Origin of the sequence: Streptomyces sp. TRM68367, from assembly GCF_014495685.1 — a bacterium.
Classification (GTDB): Bacteria; Actinomycetota; Actinomycetes; order Streptomycetales; family Streptomycetaceae; genus Streptomyces.
Genome location: NZ_JACTVI010000084.1, coordinates 16,818 through 36,092 on the forward strand (window position 1 = coordinate 16,818; position 19,275 = coordinate 36,092).

Consider the following 19,275-nt stretch of genomic DNA (forward strand, 5'->3'; position numbering starts at 1 on the left):
CGGTGGGTGCGAGTGGTGGCTCGGGGGTGTGCGGGTTGTTGGTGGGTGCTGGGGGGCGCTGTGCGGGCTGAGCTTCGTCGGCGGGTGCGGGTACGGATGGTTGTTGGGGGTAATTGGGGCCTTTGTCGGTTGCAGGTGTTGTTTGGGGAATGCCTGCGGTGCTGGCGGGCGGGGGTGGGGTTTGTTGGTGGGGGGCGTCGGGTGTGGGGGGCTTGGGGGCGTTCGTCATGGGGTTGTCATCCATCGGTCGCGTAGGCCTGCCAGGACCGCGATCGATACCGTCAGGAGGACCAGGCTGAGGGCGATCGCTGCTGCGGGGTCGTTCTGGAGGGCAAGGTAGACCGCCAGGGGCATGGTCTGGGTGCGGCCGGGAAAGTTGCCGGCGAAAGTGATCGTCGCGCCGAACTCGCCGAGAGCGCGGGCCCAGGCCAGGACGGCGCCGGCCGCGACGCCGGGGGCGATCAGCGGGAGCGTGACGCGGCGGAACGCGGTGAAGCGGGAGGCACCGAGGGTCGTGGCCGCCTCCTCGTAGCGCGGGTCGGCGGCGCGCAGGGTGCCCTCGACGCTGATGACGAGGAACGGCATGGCCACGAACGTCTCGGCGAGGACGACGCCCGTGGTGGTGAAGGGCAGCGTGATGCCGAACCACGCGTCCAGCCACTGCCCGATGACACCGTTGCGCCCGAAGGCGAGCAGCAGCGCCACGCCGCCCACCACCGGCGGCAGCACGAGCGGCAGCGTCACCAGGGCGCGGACGAAGCCGCGGCCCGGGAAGTCAGTGCGGGCCAGCAGCCACGCCAGCGGAACACCGATGACCAGGCTCAGCGCCGTGGCCGCGGTGGCGCACACCAGGGACAGGCGCAGCGCCTCCCACACCTCGGCGCTGGTCAGCTGCTCGGGCAGGCTGCGCCAGGGGGCCCGGACGAGGAGGGCGATCAGTGGCAGGAGGAGGAAGGCCAGGCCGATCAGGGCGGGGACAAGGAGAGGTACCGGCACGGATCGGGTGCTCCTGGCGCGGCGGGGCCGGCTCTCCAGGGTGTCGGTCGGGGGTGCGGGCGCTGTCATGGCTTGAGGAATCCGGCCCGGTTCAGCACCTTCTGGCCTTCGGCTGACTTCACCAGGGCGATGAACGCCTTCGCCGCGTCGGCGTTCGGCGCGTTCTTGAGCAGGGCGATCGGATAGTCGTTGACGGCGTCGGCGGACTCGGGGAAGGGCACGCCCTTCACCCTGTCACCCGCTGCCCGCACATCCGTCCGGTAGACGACCGCTGCGTCCGCCTCCTTCAGCTCGACCTTCGTCAGGGCGCTCTTGACGTCCTGCTCGTACGACACGGGCGTGAGCTTGATGCCGCCGGCCTTCAGGGCGGTCTGCGCGGCCGCGCCGCACGGGACCGTCCTGTCGCACAGCACGACCTTCAGGCCGGACTTGGTGAGGTCCTTCAGGGAGGAGATCCGGTCGGGGTTGCCCGGCAGGGTGGCGATCTCCAGTCGGTTGCGGACGAAGGTGGTGGGTGGGCCGGCCGCGTCGCCCCGGTCGGTCACCGTCTTCATCGTGGCGGGGCTGGCGGCGGCGAACACGTCGGCCGGGGCGCCGCCCGTGATACCGGCGGCGAGCGTGTCGCTGCCGCCGAAGCTGAAGCTGACCTTCGTGCCCGGGTGTTCCCGTTCGAACGTCTTGCCCAACTTGGTGAAGCTCTCCTCGAGCGAGGCGGCGGCGAAGACCGTGATCGTGCCGGAGGGCTGCGATCCCTCGCCGCTCCCGGGGCTCGCTTCGGATGAGGAGGAGCAGGCGCTCAGGGCCAGCAGGGCCATGGTGGCCGCGCCGGTGACCTGGAGGGTCCGGCGGGTCCGGAAGGCTCGACGGGTCCGGTGCGCGGGGCGGGTCGTCACGTGTGCACTCCCTGGGTCCGACGGGTCCTCCGATACGCCGATCATACTGGCGCATATGCAAGGCAGAAGTCTTCTGTCTCATCGCATGAGCCAACGATATGGGGAGCTGGGCGTGCATGTGCGTTCGTACGAGGGTGGCGTCGGGTGGCGTCAGGTGCGGTCGATATGGACATTCGTCGACTTCACGCGGGCCGTAGCCTCCATGCCGACCTGCAGTCCCAGTTCCTCGACGGCCTCCCGGGTCAGCAGGGAGACCAGGCGGTGCGGGCCGGCCTGGATCTCGACCTGGGCTGCGACGTCGCCGAGCTTGATCGCGGTGACGATGCCCGGGAAGGCGTTGCGGACCGAGGTGTACGACGGGGCGTCCTCCTCGCCGGTGCCGGACCTGGCCAGCTCGACCGAGAACGCGGCCAGGTCCCGCCCGTCGATGAGCCGCCGCCCGCTCTCGTCCCGGTGGGTCGCCATCCGGCCGGCGTCCGCCCAGCGGCGCGCGGTGTCCGGGCTCACGCCGAGAAGCCGCGCCGCCTGGCCGATCGTGTAGGACGTCATGGCGGTCACGATAGGGCGGCAACGGGGAACGGCGGACGTGGGGTTGGCCGTTGGGTATAACGCGATATAGCGTTAGTCCGTGTCGGGTGGTCCAGGGAATCGGAGTGGGGACATGTCGGCTGAGGATGTGCGGACGGACGAGGTGCCCGAGGTGCGTGCCTCGCACGCGGACCGGGACCGGTTCGTGGACGTGCTCACCGTCGCCGCGGGTGACGGTCGGCTGACCGCGGAGGAACTCGACGAGCGGCTCGAGGCCGCGTTGTCCGCCCGCACGATGGGGGAGCTGGTCGAGCTGACCGCCGACCTGCCGCCGGTGGTCGACGGGGCGGCGGTCGAGGCCAAGGATCTCGTCCGGATCGAGCACCAGGGTGCCTCGACCCGGCGCGAGGGTGACTGGGTGGTGCCGCGGCGGATGGAGATCAGCTCGGCGTGGGGCGAGGTCACGCTCGACTTCACGCAGGCGGTGATCACGCACGACACCCTGCGTATCGATCTCGACATGCGCGGGGGTGCCCTGAGACTTGTGACCCGGCCCGGTGTCGTCGTCGGCACCGACGGCCTGGTCATGAACTACGCCAAGGTCAGGACGCGCCGGGCCACCGCGACCGAGGCGCCTGTGGTGCTGCGCGTGGAGGTCACCGGCGAGATCGACTTCGGCCAGGTGGAGGTGCGCCCGCCGAGGCGGGGGTTCCTGCGGCGCGGCAACCGGAGGCCGACGGAGGCGTGAGTGCCGGGGGAGGAGCGTCGTAGAGCGCGCGCGTCAGTCGCTGTGATGCCTGGTGGCGTCAAGGGTGTGGTCGGCGGCGGCAGGCCGTACAGACCCGGCGGCGCCGGTGCTCCAACGACCGCGCCGATCCCTGCGGCTTCTCGGGCAGCGCCGATCCCTGCGGCTTCGGGCAGCTCCGAGAACGCCGGCCGAACACCGGCCACCCGCACCCACGCAGGCCCGGCACCGCCGCCACCGGCGACCACCGTCCCGTCATCCCACGCACTCTCTCGGCACCGCCGCAGGCAACGACCGACCCGTTACCCCACATGCACCTTCGGCCGCCGCTGCCGGTCCGGCTCCGCCTCGCGCAGGACCTCTCGGGTCACCGGGGCGACCTCGCCCTGGCCGAAGAGGAAGAAGTGCAGGAAGTTGGCGAAGGGTGTGCCCTCGGTCCACTCGAAGTAGATGTGGGGGATGCGGCCCGTCCTGTCCCGGACGTGCAGCAGGAGGGCGGCCAGGGCGTTCGGAATGGAGGAGGACTCCAGGGTCAGGACACGATAGCGGTGGTGCAGGACCTCGCCCCGCACAGTGAGGCCCGCCTCGAATTCGGACGGGTCGGTGACCGTGACCTCGACGAGGACGAAGTCCTCCTGTTCCGGTACGTCGTTGTCGTGCCGTATCTGCTCGATCTTGTCGCGGTACTCGGCCTTGTCCCGCTGGTCGGGCTCGTTGGCGATGAACCGGATCCTGCGGCTGGCCATGTCCCGGATGAAACGTTCCGCCATGTCGTCCAGCGTCACGCTGGTCACGCGGAGCTCGAACGCGCGGGCCAGCCGGGACAGCAGCGAGAGCAGGATGATGCCGGCGATGAAGCAGGCACCGATCTTCACGCCGTCCGGGCGTTCGATGACGTTGGCGACGGTGGTGTAGAGGAAGACGGCCGAGATCACGCCGAACGCGATGGTCCAGCCCCGCTGGCGGGCCTTGCGTGCGGCGATGGTCACCGCGATCGCCGCCGAGCTGATCAGCACCAGCACGCCGGTGGCGTAGGCGCCGCCCTGCGCGTCGACGTCGGCGTCGAAGATCCAGGTGACCAGGAACCCGATCAGGGTGAAGACGACGACCATGGGGCGGACGGCCCGCGCCCAGTGCGGAGCCATGCCGTACCGGGGCAGGTAGCGGGGCATGAGGTTGAGCAGTCCGGCCATCGCGGAGGCACCGGCGAACCACAGGATGGCGATCGTGGAGATGTCGTAGACCGTGCCGAAGGCGCTGCCCAGGTAGTCGTGCGCCATGTACGCCAGCGCGCGGCCGTTGGCGGCGCCGCCCGGCTGGAACTCCTTCTCCGGTATCAGCAGCGTCGTGACGAAACTGGTGGTGATCAGGAAGCCGCTCATGATCACGGCGGCGGTCGTCAGCATCTTCTTCGTGTCCCGGATCCGCCCCTGGGGATTCTGCTCCGTGTCGCCGGCGCCGCCCCTGACGTGCGGCATCACCGCCACGCCGGTCTCGAAGCCGGACAGGCCGAGGGCGAGCTTCGGGAAGACGAGCAGGGCCACGCCGATCATGACGAAGACGTTGCCGTGCTCAGCGGTCAGCGCGCTCGACCAGTCGGTGACCACGTGCCCGGCGGTGACGACATGCCACAGGCCGACGGCCACCACGACGACGTTCAGCCCGAGGTAGATGCCCACCAGTGCCACCGCGACGCCGATCGCCTCCAGGAAGCCCTTGAGGAACACAGCGCCGAGCAGGGCCACGAGGAGCAGGGTGACCAGCATCCGGTGGTCGTGCAGGGCACCGGTCAGGTGCGGATTCTCCACCAGGTGGGTGGAGGCGTCCGCGGCCGACAGCGTGATGGTGATCAGGAAGTCGGTGGCGGCGAATCCAAGCAGGGTCAGCACGAACAGCTTGCCCTGCCAGAAGGACAGCAGCCGCTCCAGCATGGCGATGGAACCCTCGCCGTGCGGGCTCTCATCGGCCACCCGCCGGTAGACAGGCAGCGCGCCCGCCAGGGTGACGATCACCAGCACGATGGTCGCCACCGGGGACAGCAGACCGGCGGCGAGGGCTGCGATGCCCGGCTGGTAGCCGAGGGTGGAGAAGTAGTCGACGCCGGTCAGGCACATCACCCGGTACCAGGGCTGGCCCTTCTGCGGGGGCTCGGGCTCGGCGTGCGGGCCGGTGTGGCCGCCGTCCTTGCCCATGTCGGACAGCCCCTCCAGCATCCAGGTGCGCAGTCGACTGGGTAGCGGGTGCTCGGTGGTGACCATCGACGTGCTCCTGATTGCGGCTCAGCGTGGCTCCGGCCATCACGCGGACGGCCCGATCGTGGACGGCTCGATCGCGGAAGGCCGGATTAGCGTATGCGGAGAGTTACGCCAGGGCCCATGGATGAGGGGTGCTGACCGCGTCAAACTTGCGTTAAGAGTCTCCGGGAAAGCGCGGGAGAAAGGTCAAGAGTGCGGTAAGGGCACGTCAAATGCCCAAGTCAGAGTGCTGACGGGAATCGACTCGGCCCTACGTGACCGGATGGGGGCGCGTCGGCCCCGCAGGAGCGACGGACACCCAGAGTTATGTCGTACGCCACATCCTCCGGGTTCTCGACCGCGCCGGGCCATCAGGTGCCTGATCGCGGAACGGCGCTGCCGGGATGCGACCCGCCGGTCTTGCCGCTGCACTCAGCCCCACCTACAGTGCAGCCACGTAACGTTCGCCAGATCATCCGAAAGTTTCGCCTCGACTGCGACGCTCGAAGGGACCGACGCGCATGCGGACGTACGACAACCCCGTGATCGGCGGCTTCCATCCCGACCCCAGCGTGTGCCGGGTCGGCGAGGACTACTACCTCGTCTGCTCCAGCTTCGAGTACGTCCCAGGCGCCCCCCTCTTCCACAGCCGCGACATGGTGCACTGGCGGCAGATCGGCAATGTCCTGGAGCGGCCGGAGCAACTGGCGCTGCCGGATGACGCGCCGGCCTCAGCCGGGATCTACGCCCCCACCATCCGGCACCACGGCGGCCGCTTCTACGTGATCACGACCAATGTCGGCGGCGGGGGGAACTTCCTCGTCACCGCCGAACGGCCCGAGGGGCCGTGGTCCGACCCGGTCTGGATCGACCTGCCCGGCATCGACCCCGACCTCGCCTGGGACACGGATGGTTCCTGCTGGTGCGCGGTCTCCGGGGTGCGCGTGGCCCGCATCGACACGGTGACGGGAAAGGTGCTCGAAGGCCCGCTGCCGGTCTGGTCCGGGACCGGGCTCCAGCATCCGGAGGCCCCGCATCTGTACCGGATCGGCGAGTGGTGGTACCTCATGCTGGCCGAGGGCGGTACGGCGCACGGCCACAGCGTGTCGATCGCGCGGGCCCGCTGCCCGAGGGGGCCGTACGAGCCGGCGCCGGTCAACCCGGTCCTGTCGCACCGCAGCACCGGCCTGCCGATCCAGTGCACGGGCCACGCCGACCTGGTCCGGGCGGCCGACGGCACCTGGTGGATGCTGCTGCTCGGCACTCGCCCGCGCGGCTTCTTCCCCTCCTTCCACGTGCTCGGCCGGGAGACGTTCCTGACCCCGGTGGAGTGGGTGGACGGATGGCCACGGGTCGGCCCGGTACGCGAACGTCACCCGGCACCGGCCGCCTGGCACCCCCTCGAACCCGAGCCCGCGCGGGACGACTTCGACGCCCCTTGCCTGGCGCCGTACTGGATCTCGCCGCGCCGCAGGCCGCAGGGCTCCTGGTCGCTGACGGACCGGCCCGGATGGCTGACCCTGCACGCGACGGGCGACAGCCTCGACCGGCCGGGCCACACCTTCGTCGGGCGGCGGAGAGGTGAGCGTGCTCGCACGAATCGGTCCGGTGCGGCAGTGCCTCGCCGGGCGGCCGGTGCCGCCCGGCCCGGTCACCCTCACCGTGGACATCCGCACGGACACACCCGTGCCGCCCACCGTAACCTCCGCCGGCCAGCAGGCCCCGGGAATCCGGGCCGGCGGCCCGGACGCGATCGGCTTCTCGCTGGACGGCACACCGCTGGCCGAGCTCGACGGACGGTACCTGTCCACCGAGGTCGCCGGCGGCTTCACCGGCCGGGTGATCGGCATGTACGTCACCGAGGGCAGCGCCGCGTTCGACTGGTTCGACCACCGACCCGGCTCCGCCTCCCCGGCCTGACGCCCGTCTTCCGGAACGCCACGGAAACTCTCGCTCCGGCTCCCCGCGCCGCCAACGGCCTCGAACGCCGTCAAAACCGGCCGAAGATTCACCCCGTACAAGGGGTTGCCACCGTTTGGCGGCGGTCTCTAGGGTGCGGCAACAACGCAGCTTTCTGGATCTCTTCCGAAACTTTCGGTCCACTGGACGGGCGTGGACACGCCGTCCCGTACCCAAGGAGCGCATGATGGGCGACCCGGCACTGTCCCGCCGCGGCTTCCTGGCGGCCTCCGCCGCGGCCGGTCTGGGCATGGCACTGAGCGCCTGCGGCGGAGACTCGGACGGAGGGTCGTCGGGGACGACCGCGATCGAGTGGTGGAACATCTCCACCACGCAGCCGACGAAGGACGTCTGGGCGGGCCTGGCCCGCAAGTTCGAGGCGCAGAACCCCAAGGTCAAGATAAAGATCGTCCAGTTGGAGAACGACGCCTACAAATCGAAGATGACGGCGCTGACCGCCTCCGGGAAGCTGCCGGACATCTTCCACACCTGGGGCGGCGGCGTGCTCAAGCAGCAGGTCGACGCGGGGCTCGTCGAGGACCTCACGGACCGGACCAAGCCGTGGGTGGACGGCCTGCTGCCGGTCGCGCGGGAGCCGTACCTCTTCGAGGACAAGACGTACGCCATCCCGGTCGACATCGGCATGGTCGGCTTCTGGTACAACAAGGCGCTCTTCAAGAAGGCCGGCATCGCCGCGCCCCCGACCACCTGGAGCGCCTTCCTCGACGCCGTGCGCAAGCTGAAGTCGGCCGGGATCACGCCTGCCGCCTTGGCCGGCAAGGAGAAGTGGCCCGGCATGTACTACTGGGCCTACCTGGCGATGCGCACCGCTGGCGCCGACGCCGTGCAGAAGGCCAGCGACGACAAGGACTTCACCGGCGCCGAGTTCGTCCAGGCCGGGCAGCACCTCAAGGAGTTCGCCGACCTCCAGCCGTTCCAGAAGGGCTTCCTCGGTGCCGCCTACTCCACGCCCACCGGCCAGGCCGCCACCGTCGCCAACGGCAAGGCCGCGATGGAACTCATGGGCCAGTGGGCGCCCGTGGTGCAGGCCGATGCGGGCCAGGGCCTCGGGGACGACCTCGGCTTCTTCCCGTTCCCCACGGTCGAGGGCGGCCAGGGCGCGATCACCGAGGTGTTCGGCGGGGGCGGCGGACACGCCCTGCGCGCGGGCGCCCCGCAGGCCGCCGTCGACTTCCTGAAGTTCTTCGCCTCGGAGACCACCGACACCGAACTCGTCAAGAAGACCGGCGTCCTCCCGGTCGTCCCGGCCGCCGAGAAGGCCCTGACCGACCCCAATCTCAAGGCCGTACAGCAGCAGTTGAAGGGTGCCACCGGCTTCCAGCTCTACCTCGACCAGGCGTACGCGCCCGCCGTCGGCCAGGAGGTCAACGACAGCGTGGCCGCGCTGATCGCCGGCTCCAAGTCCCCCGAGCAGGTCACCGAGTCGATCACGAAGACCGCGAAGGAAGAGCAGTAGCCGACGTGTCCTCCACGACGCCCACCTTCCTGCCGGACAAACGGACCGGCCCCGACACCTCGCCCCCGCTCCCGTCCGCCGGTGACCCCCGGGGGCGGGCGCGGCGGCGCGTGCTGAACTGGCTCTCCGCGGTCGGCTTCCAACTGCCCGCCCTGGTGCTGTTCGGCGTGCTGGTGCTGCTGCCGATCCTGTTCGCCCTGTACGCCGCCTTCTTCCGGTGGGGCGGCTTCGGCATGCCCTCGGACTACATCGGCGCCGACAACTTCACCCGCCTCTTCCAGGACCCGGTGTTCCTGGGCGACCTGTGGCGCTGTCTGGTGCTGGTGGTGCTGTCGCTCGCGATCCAGCTGCCGTTCGCGCTCGCCATGGCCGTGCTGCTCAACCAGAAGCTGCGCGGCAGGGCGGTGTACCGGATGCTGTTCTTCGCGCCGTACGTGCTGTCCGAGGCCATCACCGGCGTGCTGTTCGCCATGATCTTCGCCCCGGACGACGGCCTCGCCGACCAGATCCTGGGCAGCGTCGGCCTGGACGGTATCGGCGGGGAGTGGTTCGCCGACCCGTCCATGGTCATGGCGACCCTGTTCCTGGTCATGACGTGGAAGTACTTCGGTTTCCACATGATGCTCTACCTGGCCGGACTCCAGTCCATCCCGCGGGAGCTGACAGAGGCGGCGCTCATCGACGCGGCGAGCCCCTGGCAGCGCTTCCGCAACGTCACCCTGCCGTTGCTCGCGCCCACCCTGCGCATCAGCGTCTTCCTGTCCGTCATCGGGTCGATCCAGCTGTTCGACCTGGTGTGGGTGGTCACGCAGGGCGGCCCCGACCACCACTCCGAGACCATGGCCGTGACCATGTTCCAGTACGGCTTCAAGCGCTACCAGGTCGGTTACGCCAGCGCGATCAGCGTGGTCATGTTCGGCATCAGCCTCGTCTTCGCCCTCGCCTACCAGCGGTTCGTGCTCCGCCGGGACCTCGCGGGTGCCACCACGACCATGCGAGGTGACGGGAAGTGACGACCAGTCAGCAGATCCGCGGTCAGGAGACCCGCAGCCAGGGCTCACGCAGCCGGAAGTCCCGGATGCGGACGACGTTCCCCCTGCACGTGATCCTGGTAGTCGTCGGCGCGGTCATGACCGTACCGCTGCTGTACGCCCTGCTGTCCGGCTTCAAGTCCACCGACGAGCTCTCCCGCAACCCGGTCGGGCTGCCCGACTCGTGGGTGTTCTCCAACTACACCGACATCCTCGGCTCCGGCGACTTCTGGCGGCTCGTCGGCAACAGCACGCTCATCGCGGTCGGTACGACGATCCTCGTCGTCGCGGTCTCCGCGCTCGCCGCGTTCTCCTTCGCCCGGTTCGCCTTCCGCGGTCGGGAGGCGCTGTTCACGCTGTTCACGATGGGGCTGATGTTCCCCTTCGCGGTGGCGGCGCTGCCGCTGTTCCTGCTGCTGCGCTCCATGGACCTGCTGGACAACCCGCTCGGCGTGATCCTGCCGCAGGCCGCCTTCGGGCTGCCGATGACCATCATCATCCTGCGCGGCTTCTTCCGGCAGATCCCCGGCGAGCTGGAGGAGGCGGCCACGCTCGACGGATGCAGCTCGTTCGGCTTCTTCTGGCGGGTGCTGCTGCCCATGGCCCGGCCCGCGCTCGGCACGGTGTCGGTCCTCGCGGTCGTCACCAGCTGGAACAACTTCTTCCTGCCGCTGCTGGTGTTCACCGAGGACACCTGGTGGACCATCCCCATCGGCGTCCAGCAGTTCCAGGGGCAGTACGCCACGGAGTACGCCCGCGTCTTCGCCTACCTCGTGCTGGCCATGGTCCCAGCCCTCGCCTTCTACTCCGTCGCCGAGCGCCAGCTCGTCGGCGGCCTCACCGCCGGCGCCACGAAGGGATGAGGCGCGCCTGCGGAAGACCCGTCCGACAGTGCGGAGTCGCACCATGCGTAAGCCCCAGCGCACCCGGCTCAGACTCGCCGGCACCCTCGCCGCCGTCCTGGCCGCCACCGGGATCGCCGCCGGGCCGGCGGCCCAGGCCGGCGAACAGCACGGCAGGGAACGCACCCTGGCCGAGCTCGCCCAGCGCCACGGCCGTTACTTCGGCAGCGCCACCGACAACCCCGAGGTGGGACTACACGGACAAGTACTCGTGGATTCCGGCGGTCTTCCCGGGTGAGGGCGCGGCGCTGCCGTGGGACGAGGAACTGCGGCGGAAGCCAAGACCAGGTCGAGCAAGGCGGCCCGGGTGCCGGAGGCCGCGGCGCGCTTGCGGTAGCCGTGTCTGACCAGCAGGTCCTCGACCCGGGCGCGGGTCTGCGGCGAAACGTCGGAGCGGCCGTTGACGACTCGGGACACGGTCGGCACCGAGACCCCTGCCTGCCGGGCGATCTCCGTGATCGTGATCCGGCCCCGGTCCTCGGTGGCCGACTCGGCGCCGGCATCGTGTGCTGCCACGTCCCACCTCCGTCGACGGTGCCGCGCCCCGGCCGCGGCTTCGAAACTTCCAGGAGCCTTCCGGAAGGCGGGTGCTCGTGGGAAGCCGATGTGGCGGGCGGATCCGGAACCGGACGTCATGACCGCTTCGGCCGTGACGCTGCTCCACGGGGTGGGCTACGGCGCGTGACCACCCCCGGACATGCGTCGGGGCCGGTGCGCAGGGTGTGGGTCCTGCGAGCCGGCCCCTCGATGTCGCCGGGCGGCGGCCGGCGCCGCCCGGATGGCGCTCAGGCTGCCGTCATCACCTTGCCGGTGTGCACCGGGCGGTGCGGGGCGATGATCTGGCCGTTCGGCAGGAGCTCACCGGTGTCCTCGAAGAGCACGACGCCGTTGCACAGCAGGCTCCATCCCTGTTCCGGGTGGTGTGCCGCGAGACGGGCGGATTCCCGGTCGGCGGAGTCGGCTGACGGACACGGTGGCTGGTGCTGGCACATGGGTGGGTTCTTTCGGTCTGTCGTTGTATGTGAGATGGCTGTGGTGTCTGTTGCGCGGCGTGAAGCCTCGTTCATGGCCGCCGCCCGTTGTTCAAGTCGGTTCCAGTCCCAGTGTTGCCCCACGGGCGTCAATCCGCAGGGATTTCGATACACCGCTTCTTCACAGATTGATGACGCCTCACCCGCGCGGGCGGTTCATCCCAACTGCACGGTCTCTTCGGGTGGTTCGGGATGGCCGGATGGGGCTAGTCCGGTCGGGGCGGAGCGTTTTTCCAGCTCGTACGAGCAATTTATTGCTCGTACGAGCGGAATGCTGAATGGTGTCGACGGAAAGGGCGGCACGCCGGCATCCGGAATCACAGTCGTACCCCGCCGCCCGAATTTCGAGCGACGGGGTACTCGGATGAGCGATCGCGGCCGGGCGGGTCAGGCCGGTGAACGGAGCAGTCGGGTGGGCGTCACCCGGTGGGTGAGCACCGGGAGCAGGTCGGACACGAGGTGCGGGCGGTGCGCCGGGATGCCGGGCGGTGCCGGCGCCAGCGGGACGAGCAGGTCGGTGGCGGCGGGGTGGCCGGCGGCGGCGTCCGCGGTGCAGTCGCCGTGCAGCCAGAGCGTCAGCATGTACAGGCTGGGCAGGGACAGCAGGCGGGGCTGGTAGGGCTGCGTCATGGTCTCGGCCTGGCGCAGCGCGCGTTCGGTGGAGGCGATGTAGGGGCCCTCGAAGAAGTGGGAGAACGCCCAGCCGTCGGGGGTCAGCATGGTCTCCGCTGCGGCCACCGCGCGGTCGCCGCAGCGGATCAGGAAGCGCCACCCGGTCAGCCGGGTCGCGGAGACGCCCTCGGGGGTGATGCGGTCGAGGACGTGCACGGGCAGCGGAAGCTCGGGTGTGGCGGGTCCCTGGGCGGCCAGCAGGGAGGGGGGTCGGGCCTCGCGGACGGCGGTGGGGGAACCGAGCGCAGTCAGGACGGAGCGAAGTGCGGGCGCGGGAGCCGGGGGGACATGCAGCGGCATGGTGGGTCGCCTCTCATTCGAAGGCACGGTGGCACGAGGGCGGGGGCGGACGGCGCTGTCAGCTCACGGGGGGTCAGAGAGGCAGGGCCGGGGTCAGTGAGTCGGAGATGCGCATGGGGTCTGCCGTACGTCATCTCGACGGCAGGATCCAGTGACCGGGCGCCAACCTTCTGCCTTGTCCGCGGAGTTTATACGACGTGTGTTCAGACTGTGTTTCGTCTAACTGTTTCCGGCGGGTAAGGCAAGGGTACATTCGGTCGGTGATACGCGAAATAGATCCCGATTCCGGTCGGGGCGCGCGGCGGTGACCTCGGGAAATGCCGGGGGCTCGGTCGGCCCATTCTTGTCGGCGTTTTTCACGAGTCCGGTTGGTGTGCGAATGCGCACGGTGCGTCATGCCCGGTGAATGTGCCACCGATCACGTCGGACCACGGTAGTGGGTCGCGGGCTCGCGCGTGACGTTATCGATCGCTTCGGCTGGGCATCATCCCCCCTGACCGGGACGCCGGCGGCCGGAACTTCGGCCCGCCCATCCGAGGAAGGGGCGCTGCGATGGGAGAGAAGGTCGTGGCGGGCGGGTTCGACCTGTCCGATCGCCATCGCTACCGTGACAAGGTCCGCCGGTGCCTGACGGGCCTGGAGCGGCTCCTGGCGGAGAAGCGGTTCGATCGCCCCAAGAACCTCATGGGGCTGGAGATCGAATTGAATCTCACCGGTGCCGACGGCATGCCGAAAATGTTGAATGCGCAAGTCCTTGAGCGCATCGCGAGCCGTGATTTCCAAACAGAACTCGCCATGTTCAACCTGGAAGTCAACATAGCCCCACATCGCCTGGGTGGGCGGGTATTCGACCGGCTCGCCGAGGAGCTGCGTACCTCGCTGGCATATGCGGATCGAAAAGCCGGTGAGGTCGACGCCGGAATCGTGATGATCGGCATTCTGCCCACGCTCGGCCGCGACGACCTGGTTTCCTCGAACCTCTCCGACGTCGACCGCTACGCCCTGCTCAACGACCAGATCGTGGCCGCCCGCGGCGAGGACTTCACCCTCGACATCGACGGCGTGGAGCGCCTCACCTGCACGTCGAAGTCCATCGCGCCCGAGGCCGCCTGTACCTCCGTGCAGCTCCACCTCCAGGTCACCCCGGGCCGCTTCGCCGACGTGTGGAACGCCGCCCAGGCGATCGCCGCCGCGCAGGTCGCCGTCGGCGCCAACTCGCCGTTCCTGTTCGGCCACGAGCTGTGGCGCGAGTCGCGGCCGCCGCTGTTCCAGCAGTCCACCGACACCCGCCCGCCGGAGCTCCAGGCGCAGGGGGTGCGGCCGCGCACCTGGTTCGGGGAGCGCTGGATCACCTCCGCGTACGACCTCTTCGAGGAGAACCTGCGCTACTACCCGGCGCTGCTGCCGATCTGCGACGACGAGGACCCGCTGGAGGTGCTGGACGCCGGCGGCATACCCAAGCTCGGCGAACTCGTCCTGCACAACGGCACCGTCTACCGCTGGAACCGCCCGGTATACGGCATCGCCGACGGCGTCCCACACCTGCGCGTGGAGAACCGCGTGCTGCCCGCCGGGCCCACCATCACCGACGTCATCGCCAACGCGGCCTTCTACTACGGCCTCGTCCGCGCCCTCGCCGAGGAGAGCCGGCCGGTGTGGACACGGCTGCCGTTCGAGGCGGCCGCCGCCAACTTCGACGCCGCGTGCCGGCACGGCATCGAGGCGCGGCTGCGGTGGCCGCGGCGGGGCCGGTACGGCGGCACGGCGGAGGTCGACGCGGTGAGTCTCGTACGGGACGAGCTGCTGCCGCTGGCCGAGGTGGGGCTGGACGCGTGGGGGGTCGAGCCGGCCGACCGGGATCTGTTCCTCGGGGTGATCGAGGAGCGGTGCCGGCGCCGGATGAACGGGGCGGCGTGGCAGGCGGCGACGTTCCACCGGGCGCTGGAGACGGGCATCACGAGGGATTCGGCGCTGGCTGCGACGACGCGGCGCTACTGCGAGCTGATGCATATCGGGGAGCCGGTGCACACGTGGCCGGTGGGGTTGCCGGAGCCGGTGCCGCTGGGGTGAGGGCCGGGGGTTTCGGCGTGGGGTGTCGTTTCGGGCGCGGGGCGGTGCGCGTTGACGGGTTGAGGCCGTCGTGGACCGCCGGGCTGCGCCGTTGCGGTGGAAGGGCCGTTGCGGCGGGCCCGAGCGAGCGGTGATGCGGAAGTGCTGAACGCCACGGCAGGCGGCTCAGTACGGGTGTTTGGTTGGTGGAGCCCGGGCGAGTTGGGATCTTCACAGGATCTTGCGAGACTCTGGTCGGTGAAGATGGGCGGGGGCGAGTGAGTGGCTGGAGGCCGGTGTGCGGGCGGAGGCGGGGTCGGTGAGGGAATCCGAGGCTCAGGAACGGGTCACGCGGCGGGTTCTGCGCAATGAGACACTGCTCGTGCTGGGGCTGTCCCTCGGTGCCAGCGGTGTGTCCGCGCTGATCAGCTTTGTCGGGTCGGTCACCAAGCCGGGGGGGCTCAAGGACCAGGCGGCCACCCTCAACGCGTCGGCCGCGCCCGGTCGGCCCTGGCTGGACCTCGCCTGGCAGCTCTTCGGCATCACCACCGCGCTCATCCCCGTCGCGCTCGTCGCGCACTTCCTGCTGCGTGAGCGGGAGGGCCTGCGCACCCTCGGCTTCGACCGCACCCGGCCCTGGCCCGACCTCGGCCGCGGGGCCGCCATCGCGGCGGTCATCGGCAGCACCGGAATCGCCTTCTACCTGGCCGCCCGCGGCCTCGGCTTCAACCTCACCGTGGTGCCCGAGGCGCTGCCCGACGTGTGGTGGAAGTACCCCGTGCTGGTCCTGTCGGCGATCCAGAACGCGGTCCTGGAGGAAGTGATCGTCGTCGGCTACCTGCTGCGCCGGCTCGGCCAGCTGGGCTGGACACCCGGCGCCGCGCTGGTGGGCAGTTCCGTGCTGCGCGGCTCGTACCACCTCTACCAGGGCATCGGCGGCTTCGTCGGAAACATGGTCATGGGCGTGGTGTTCGTGTACCTGTACCGGCGCTGGGGCCGGGTGGGACCCCTGGTGGTGGCGCACTCGCTGCTCGACATCGGGGCGTTCGTCGGTTACGCACTGCTGGCCGGCAAGGTGGGCTGGCTCCCCACGGCGTGAACGCGTCCCGGGCTTCCCGCGCCTTCTGGATTTCATCGGCCTCCAGGGGGCGTACGGCAAAGTCGTACGCCCCCTGCCTGCTGTTCAGGCGAGCAGCTCACCGTCGATGACGGTCACCGCACGCCCGCTCAGTAGCGCGCGGTCGCCGCGCAGTTTCGTGTGGACGCGGCCGGAGCGGGGTGAGGCCTGCAGCCCGGTGAGCTCGGTGCGGCCGAGGCGTTCGGACCAGTACGGGGCGAGCGCGGTGTGGGCGCTGCCGGTCACCGGGTCCTCGTCGATGCCGACGTTCGGGAAGAAGCAGCGGGAGACGAAGTCGTAGCCCCGCCCCGGGTCCTCGGCGCGGGCGGTGGCGATGACGCCGCGCGCGGAGTGGGCGGCGAGGGCCTTGAGGTCGGGCGCGAGGGCGTGGACGGTCTTCTCGTCGGCGACTTCGAGCAGCAGGTCGCCGACATTCGGACCGGTGTCGCAGGCGGCACGCGGCTCGGCGCCCAGGGCCTCGGCGACCCCCTCGGGGAGGTCGACCGGCGTCAGCCGGGCCGTCGGGAAGTCCAGCGTGATCGAACCGTCCTCGCGGGGCTCGGCCCGGAGCACGCCGCTGCGGGTGGCGAACCGCACCGGGCCCTTGTGGGCACCGCTGGTGTGCAGGACGTGCGCGGTGGCGAGGGTGGCGTGGCCGCACATGGCGACCTCCATGGCCGGCGTGAACCAGCGCAGCGCCCAGTCGGCCTCGCCGCCCTCGGGCAGGCGGTGGGTGAACGCCGTCTCGGCGTGGTTGACCTCCAGGGCGACGCTCTGGAGCCAGCTGTCGTCGGGGAAGGCGTCCCGGTCTTCCAGGAGCATGACTCCTGCCGGGTTGCCGGCGAACGGGCGGTCGGTGAAGGCGTCGACGATTCGGATACGCATGCCCCGACGCTAGAGGCCGGCCGAAGCCGCAGGCCAAGGCCAATTCGCGAGTGCTGGACCGGTTCGTTCGAGCTCCCTGACGGTCTGTCCGGCGCCGGCCTTGTTGTCGGCGTTCGCCATCTTCTCGCCCGCGGGAGCCTTGAAGACGACCCGCGCGGTCGCTCCGTCCGCGCTCGTGCCGGGGGAGCGCTGGGCCAGCAGGTCGCGGGCGGGCTGGGACTCGGTGCCGGGGATCGAGAAGGACGACGAGCCCGCGGAGGGGCGTTGTACGCCGCGACGCCGGCGAGGCCGGCAGCGCCGCCCCGGTCAGGGCCTGCTCGCCGTCGCCGACAGCGGCTACGACCTCGACGCCGGGCAGGTGCTCGCAGATGGTGACGAGTCCATCGCGGATGAGGGTCTGGTCGTCGACGATGATCACCTTGCATGCCCTGCAGTCCAAAGCCGCCGCCGGTCGCGGCGAGCTCCCCGGCCGACTCGATGCCGGGCCTGACCGTCGCCGCGTTGACCACCGTCAGGCGGGTGAACGACCCGCCAAAGGCGAGGGTGACAGTGACCGTGGCACCTGGTGCGTGCTTGCGCGTGTTGGTGAGTGCTTCCTGTGCGACCCGCAGGATGGCTATTGCGGCCGCCGGCGGCAACGGCCGTACGGGACGGCGATCCGGAAGGCGGCGCCTTCGCTCTCGGTGAGGGCGGTGAGCTGTTCGTCGAGCGCGACCGGCTCTTCGCGCAGCGCCCACACGGCGCGGCGGGTCTCCTCCAGGCCCTCGACGGCAAGGCGGCTGGATCGGCCGATCGCGGCCCGCACCTCGTCGGTGGCGGCGCCGTCCTCGACCAGGCTGTCCAGGGCGGTCATCTGGACCGACAGCGCCGACAGCGTGTGGGCCAGCACAGATGGCGGTGCGAGCGAGGACCTCGGCAAGGGCCATCAGGAGGATCGCCGGGGCCCAGGCCGCCGGATCGAGGTGGTAGTCGACCGAGAATCGGCCGATCGCCTCTCCGCCGCCGTTCGTGGCGAACAGCTGGAAGACCACCCGGAAACCGCACCCGACCACCCACAGAACGGCCGCAGTAGCCGTGGCCCGGGCGATGACCTCGCCGGCATCGTTGCGGTACACCCGCGTCAGCCCCCCGGCCCTCGCGCCCGGCGAGAGCCCGATCAGCGTTGTGCCCACGATCAGGACGAGGTCGTTGCCCACCGTCGGAATCTCGTGCAGGTACTTCGTCGCCGCCCGGGCGACGAGCGCCACCGGCAGTAGCAGCGCCTTCGCAGTCAGCCGCCGACCGCGCAGCTGCAGCAGCACCATCCGCACTCGGCTACGCCCAGCCGCTCGGGATCGTCCTGGACCCCTTCGGCTGCGGCACGACCGCGGCGGCCGCCGATTTCGCACCTCATCGAGGCTGCGAGCATCGGGGGTGCAGTCCGTAGCGCCGCAGGCACTCGTCTTCGTCCACCGCTGGCACCTTGACCGATTGCCACTGAAGTTTGACCGCTTGGAGGCGCTCTACCGGCGGACCGCCGAGATCAGTCCGCCGGGCCGCTCCTCGCGCTGCGCAGGGGTGTTGATCGGGCGGCCGTAGGCGACAGCGCGCTCGCGCAGGGTGTGGCTGGTAGCCTCCCAGCCGTGCCCGGCCAGCCAGCCAACCGGGTCGTCGGGCATCTCCGAGACCCACATGGACGCCGCCGATCCCGGCACAGCGTCCGCGCCGAAGCGCTCGATCACGCCGCGCGAACCCAACGTCAGCCCCATCCGACTGCCTGCCGCCGACTGCGCGCTGATCCGGGCCAGCAGCAGCTCCACCGCGTCCTCCGGCAGATAGATCAGCAGTCCTTCGGCGATCCATACGGTCGGCACCGCCGGGTCGTGCCCTGCGGCGGCCAGCGCGCCTGGCCAGTCCTCACGCAGATCCACCGCGACGGTGATCCGCTCGCAGCGTGTGACGGCCCGCTCCTGGCGCAGCACCGAAGCCTTGAAGTCCAGTGGCGCGGCGGTGTCGACCTCGAACAGCCGGGTGCCCTCGGGCCAGTCCATCCGGAAGGCCCGGCTGTCCATGCCGGCGCCGAGCAGCACGACCTGCCGGACCCCGGACGCGGAGGCCTGCTGCACAAGGTCGTCGAGGAACTTCGTCCTGATGACGATGGAGAACGACACGGCCAGCCGGCGGCGGCGCGCGGCTTCGTCATCGGGCAGCGGCGGCGAGGAGGGCCATAGGCCTCCGGCGGTGGCGAAGGCCTGTGCCAGTGGGTCGCGGAACAGCGGGTTCTCCCGCTCGGTCTCCAGCGCCCGCACCCTGGCCACCCCCAACGCCGTGGCCCACACTTCCGACGGCTGCACCCGCTCCTGCTCATCAGTCACCGCGCCCAGCCTAGTGTCCTGCGCCGCAAATTGCGAGTCTAAGTATGTAGAGTGTTTTTATGTCGCCTTCGGGTCCGCGTGCTGTGGAGATTGTTCTGTCCG

At 70.3% G+C, this 19,275-nt stretch carries 16 protein-coding genes and 3 pseudogenes; 8 read left to right on the forward strand and 11 right to left on the reverse strand.

All coding sequences use genetic code 11. The annotated features are described in order from the left end of the window. Positions 1-225: 225 nt before the first annotated feature. From H8R17_RS34930 to H8R17_RS34940, 3 genes are all read right to left on the reverse strand, one after another. A complete protein-coding gene (locus H8R17_RS34930) occupies positions 226-1,065 on the reverse strand; it encodes an ABC transporter permease (RefSeq protein ID WP_187827239.1) in 840 nt (279 codons plus the stop codon). After that, positions 1,062-1,811, reverse strand: coding sequence for a molybdate ABC transporter substrate-binding protein (gene modA / locus H8R17_RS34935; RefSeq protein ID WP_262505725.1), 750 nt, complete (start codon positions 1,809-1,811; stop codon positions 1,062-1,064). Before modA ends, H8R17_RS34930 begins: the two co-directional genes overlap by 4 nt. Before the next feature lie 228 nt (positions 1,812-2,039). Beyond that, on the reverse strand, positions 2,040-2,438 hold the full coding sequence (locus H8R17_RS34940; protein ID WP_187827241.1) for a molybdopterin-binding protein: 399 nt from the start codon (positions 2,436-2,438) through the stop codon (positions 2,040-2,042). A 112-nt stretch (positions 2,439-2,550) separates the two neighbouring features. Here H8R17_RS34940 and H8R17_RS34945 point away from each other — a divergent pair, with 112 nt between their 5' ends. Next, positions 2,551-3,165, forward strand: coding sequence for a DUF1707 domain-containing protein (locus tag H8R17_RS34945; protein WP_187827242.1), 615 nt, complete (start codon positions 2,551-2,553; stop codon positions 3,163-3,165). A gap of 299 nt (positions 3,166-3,464) precedes the next feature. On the opposite strand, the gene H8R17_RS34950 is transcribed toward H8R17_RS34945, so the two are convergent. Then, positions 3,465-5,420 (reverse strand): APC family permease, encoded by a 1,956-nt coding sequence (locus H8R17_RS34950; protein ID WP_187827243.1) that lies wholly within the window; start codon positions 5,418-5,420, stop codon positions 3,465-3,467. 497 nt (positions 5,421-5,917) lie between these two features. Between H8R17_RS34950 and H8R17_RS34955 the strand changes: the two are divergent. The 5 genes and pseudogenes from H8R17_RS34955 to H8R17_RS34975 all read left to right on the forward strand — a co-directional run bounded on the left by H8R17_RS34955 (position 5,918) and on the right by H8R17_RS34975 (position 11,003). Next, positions 5,918-7,316 (forward strand): annotated as a pseudogene (locus H8R17_RS34955) (family 43 glycosylhydrolase). Between the two features lie 226 nt (positions 7,317-7,542). After that, positions 7,543-8,832 carry an extracellular solute-binding protein gene (locus H8R17_RS34960; protein ID WP_187827253.1) on the forward strand — a complete coding sequence of 430 codons (1,290 nt, stop codon included), beginning with the start codon at positions 7,543-7,545 and terminating at the stop codon, positions 8,830-8,832. 5 nt (positions 8,833-8,837) lie between these two features. Next, a complete protein-coding gene (locus H8R17_RS34965) occupies positions 8,838-9,845 on the forward strand; it encodes a carbohydrate ABC transporter permease (RefSeq protein WP_187827244.1) in 1,008 nt (335 codons plus the stop codon). Between the two features lie 65 nt (positions 9,846-9,910). Further along, the gene (locus H8R17_RS34970; protein WP_187827254.1) at positions 9,911-10,726 is read left to right on the forward strand and encodes a carbohydrate ABC transporter permease; all 816 of its coding nucleotides are present in this window, start codon (positions 9,911-9,913) and stop codon (positions 10,724-10,726) included. A 43-nt stretch (positions 10,727-10,769) separates the two neighbouring features. Further along, positions 10,770-11,003, forward strand: a complete 234-nt coding sequence (locus tag H8R17_RS34975) for a hypothetical protein (RefSeq protein ID WP_399477675.1) — start codon at positions 10,770-10,772, stop codon at positions 11,001-11,003. Between the two features lie 44 nt (positions 11,004-11,047). Here the strand turns inward: H8R17_RS34975 and H8R17_RS34980 are convergent. The 3 genes and pseudogenes from H8R17_RS34980 to H8R17_RS34990 all read right to left on the reverse strand — a co-directional run. After that, positions 11,048-11,281, reverse strand: a pseudogene (locus H8R17_RS34980) (LacI family DNA-binding transcriptional regulator); the annotation flags it as partial. Positions 11,282-11,550: 269 nt separating this feature from the next. After that, positions 11,551-11,757: a DUF5999 family protein gene (locus tag H8R17_RS34985; RefSeq protein WP_187827245.1), complete on the reverse strand. Its 207-nt coding sequence runs from the start codon at positions 11,755-11,757 to the stop codon at positions 11,551-11,553. 426 nt (positions 11,758-12,183) lie between these two features. Beyond that, the gene (locus H8R17_RS34990; protein WP_187827246.1) at positions 12,184-12,768 is read right to left on the reverse strand and encodes a hypothetical protein; all 585 of its coding nucleotides are present in this window, start codon (positions 12,766-12,768) and stop codon (positions 12,184-12,186) included. A 552-nt stretch (positions 12,769-13,320) separates the two neighbouring features. Between H8R17_RS34990 and H8R17_RS34995 the strand changes: the two genes are divergently transcribed. Further along, a complete protein-coding gene (locus H8R17_RS34995; RefSeq protein WP_187827247.1) occupies positions 13,321-14,838 on the forward strand; it encodes a glutamate-cysteine ligase family protein in 1,518 nt (505 codons plus the stop codon). A 277-nt stretch (positions 14,839-15,115) separates the two neighbouring features. Further along, entirely contained in the window at positions 15,116-15,916 is an 801-nt protein-coding gene (locus H8R17_RS35000; RefSeq protein ID WP_187827248.1) for a CPBP family intramembrane glutamic endopeptidase, read from the forward strand. 84 nt (positions 15,917-16,000) lie between these two features. Here H8R17_RS35000 and H8R17_RS35005 read toward each other — a convergent pair whose 3' ends face one another. From H8R17_RS35005 to H8R17_RS35020, 4 genes and pseudogenes are all read right to left on the reverse strand, one after another. After that, complete coding sequence (locus tag H8R17_RS35005; RefSeq protein WP_187827249.1) at positions 16,001-16,819, reverse strand: PhzF family phenazine biosynthesis protein; 819 nt, start codon at positions 16,817-16,819, stop codon at positions 16,001-16,003. Between the two features lie 69 nt (positions 16,820-16,888). Further along, a pseudogene (locus H8R17_RS47700) lies at positions 16,889-17,106 on the reverse strand (hypothetical protein); the annotation flags it as partial. A 329-nt stretch (positions 17,107-17,435) separates the two neighbouring features. Further along, the gene (locus tag H8R17_RS35015) at positions 17,436-17,708 is read right to left on the reverse strand and encodes a histidine kinase (protein WP_187827250.1); all 273 of its coding nucleotides are present in this window, start codon (positions 17,706-17,708) and stop codon (positions 17,436-17,438) included. A 613-nt stretch (positions 17,709-18,321) separates the two neighbouring features. After that, positions 18,322-19,137, reverse strand: a complete 816-nt coding sequence (locus H8R17_RS35020; RefSeq protein ID WP_187827255.1) for a class I SAM-dependent methyltransferase — start codon at positions 19,135-19,137, stop codon at positions 18,322-18,324. Positions 19,138-19,275 lie beyond the last annotated feature (138 nt).

What these genes read in the sequence shown, in the direction of transcription:
- H8R17_RS34930 (WP_187827239.1), bottom strand. Translation starts at nt 1,065, where the DNA reads ATGACAGCGCCCGCACCCCCGACCGACACCCTGGAGAGCCGGCCCCGC.
- modA (WP_262505725.1), bottom strand. Translation starts at nt 1,811, where the DNA reads ATGGCCCTGCTGGCCCTGAGCGCCTGCTCCTCCTCATCCGAAGCGAGC.
- H8R17_RS34940 (WP_187827241.1), bottom strand. Translation starts at nt 2,438, where the DNA reads ATGACGTCCTACACGATCGGCCAGGCGGCGCGGCTTCTCGGCGTGAGC.
- H8R17_RS34945 (WP_187827242.1), top strand. Translation starts at nt 2,551, where the DNA reads ATGTCGGCTGAGGATGTGCGGACGGACGAGGTGCCCGAGGTGCGTGCC.
- H8R17_RS34950 (WP_187827243.1), bottom strand. Translation starts at nt 5,420, where the DNA reads ATGGTCACCACCGAGCACCCGCTACCCAGTCGACTGCGCACCTGGATG.
- H8R17_RS34960 (WP_187827253.1), top strand. Translation starts at nt 7,543, where the DNA reads ATGGGCGACCCGGCACTGTCCCGCCGCGGCTTCCTGGCGGCCTCCGCC.
- H8R17_RS34970 (WP_187827254.1), top strand. Translation starts at nt 9,911, where the DNA reads ATGCGGACGACGTTCCCCCTGCACGTGATCCTGGTAGTCGTCGGCGCG.
- H8R17_RS34975 (WP_399477675.1), top strand. Translation starts at nt 10,770, where the DNA reads ATGCGTAAGCCCCAGCGCACCCGGCTCAGACTCGCCGGCACCCTCGCC.
- H8R17_RS34985 (WP_187827245.1), bottom strand. Translation starts at nt 11,757, where the DNA reads ATGTGCCAGCACCAGCCACCGTGTCCGTCAGCCGACTCCGCCGACCGG.
- H8R17_RS34990 (WP_187827246.1), bottom strand. Translation starts at nt 12,768, where the DNA reads ATGCCGCTGCATGTCCCCCCGGCTCCCGCGCCCGCACTTCGCTCCGTC.
- H8R17_RS34995 (WP_187827247.1), top strand. Translation starts at nt 13,321, where the DNA reads ATGGGAGAGAAGGTCGTGGCGGGCGGGTTCGACCTGTCCGATCGCCAT.
- H8R17_RS35005 (WP_187827249.1), bottom strand. Translation starts at nt 16,819, where the DNA reads ATGCGTATCCGAATCGTCGACGCCTTCACCGACCGCCCGTTCGCCGGC.